Raw genomic sequence first — 1,848 nt, 5'->3', positions numbered from 1 at the left:
ATGTAATAGATATCAGTATTAATAATAAAAATATTTTTATAAATATTAAAAATAAAAAATATTGGTACGATGATGAGCATAATGTAAAATTCAATCTAAAAAAGAATATTATCAAAAATAATGATGTTATATACATTTCTTTGTTTGATTTAGTTACAATGTTAGATTTAAAAGCAAAATGGAATATAGAAAATAAGAATATCAACTTATTTTGGAATAGAGAAAAAATTGTTCCTTTAGCGAAAAATCTGTCCAGTTCAAAACATGCACTAATAAGGTTCGAGGACATAACAGCTGCACAAAGATATAAGACAGCGCAGCAATTAGAAAAATTGAGAGTGATAGGTGATTATCTCTACTCATGTGGAGTTCCTTTTCATATTGCATGGGTACCTCGTTATATAGATAAAACTAAAAACATTGATAATGACCCATCAAAAATCAATAACATGTATAATGCAGATTTTGTTTTTACAATGGACTATTTAATTAATAAAAATGGGTTTATTGGGATTCATGGCTATACACATCAATTTAAGAATGGGGTCAGTATAGATGATAATGAATTTAGCGAAAAATATAATACTGATGAAAAAAATATTTGCGAGAGACTAGAGTTAGCTATAAAATGCGCTAATGATTTAGATTTGCCATATATTTGCTTTGAAACACCACATTATGGAGCAACAACTATCAACATAATATAATGGAGAAATATTTTAATTACATTTATGATCCAAATAGTAAATACAAAGGAAGTAATAAGAAAACCATATATGTTCCTACACTGCTTAATTACGTGGACGGTAAAGAGGACTTAAACAATATGCTGAGAAAAATAAATAATTTGAAAAATAATGACTTAGGAAGTTTATTTTATCATCCTAATATTGAATTTGAATTTATAAAAATTGTTAAAAATGATGATCAATATCCAATTTATAAATATGATGAAAATTCTGTACTTCACCAAATTATTAGGACATTTAATCAAAATGGTTATAAATTTATATCTATTAAGGAGTTAAGTAGTTGTAATTCATCAGTATAAGTTATTCCTTTAGTACTAATATTGTAAAGTGATTTACCTAGATACAAGAATTATAAGGCACCACAAATTCTGTGGGGCATCGTGTCATTAAACCTACTAATTATTTATACTTGATTTCAGATAATCTTCTATTTCATACTTCGATAAATTTGTGTACGTTTCACTTATCCCGTCTTCAATTACTTTTAAATATTTCTGCACAGGCAAATTTTTAGTGAACATTTTAAAAATGGTAAAGGTCTTTATGTGTACCTCATTAAATTGTTCCTCAGTTATAAGATACATTCTGCCAAGGTTGTAAGGCATAGCTGATTTTTTTTACATCAGTTAAAGTGTAATATTTGAAACTATAGATCCATAGTTATGGAGTTATGATTCTGATCTACATTCAATCTATTTTATGAGAAATAGTAACGAATAGTGCAAAATTATATAACTAATAACACTTGATTAAAACCGAAATGTATGCAGTAATAAGATATATCAATAATGCTTTAGTAAAGTGGGTTCGAAGAAAACATAAGAAAAGAAAACACAGCGAAGAGCAGAATAGTGGTTAGGAAGCAATGCAAAAATGGATAGAAATTTGTTTGCACATTGGAAAATGGGAATATTACCAACAGCCGAATGATTGGAGCCGTATTAGCTGAGAGGTTCACGTGAGTCTGTCTAACAATTAATACAGTAAGTTTTAAATCAAAAAGGAATTAGCTCATTGGTGTCGAATATATACTGTAAGGGGTTGATACGATGCCATTTATTGTAGGAGAAGATAGATTCCAAATTAAATTATTGCC

The 1,848-nt window shown here is 27.8% G+C and carries 2 protein-coding genes; both read left to right on the top strand.

Features of this window, described 5'->3' with window-relative positions:
- Window positions 1-707: DUF2334 domain-containing protein (locus tag VIM70_RS07665; protein WP_331945160.1), on the top strand; the 707-nt coding region annotated here is incomplete at its 5' end.
- Window positions 707-1,051, top strand: coding sequence for a DUF2334 domain-containing protein (locus tag VIM70_RS07660; protein WP_331945159.1), 345 nt, complete (start codon window positions 707-709; stop codon window positions 1,049-1,051). The genes VIM70_RS07665 and VIM70_RS07660, both read left to right, overlap by 1 nt.
- The last annotated feature ends 797 nt before the right edge of the window (window positions 1,052-1,848 follow it).

Source organism: Clostridium sp., assembly GCF_036569345.1.
Classification (GTDB): domain Bacteria; phylum Bacillota; class Clostridia; order Clostridiales; family Clostridiaceae; genus Clostridium_AD.
Note: the sequence above shows the minus strand (reverse complement) of the source record. Positions and strands in the feature narration are given on the sequence as shown.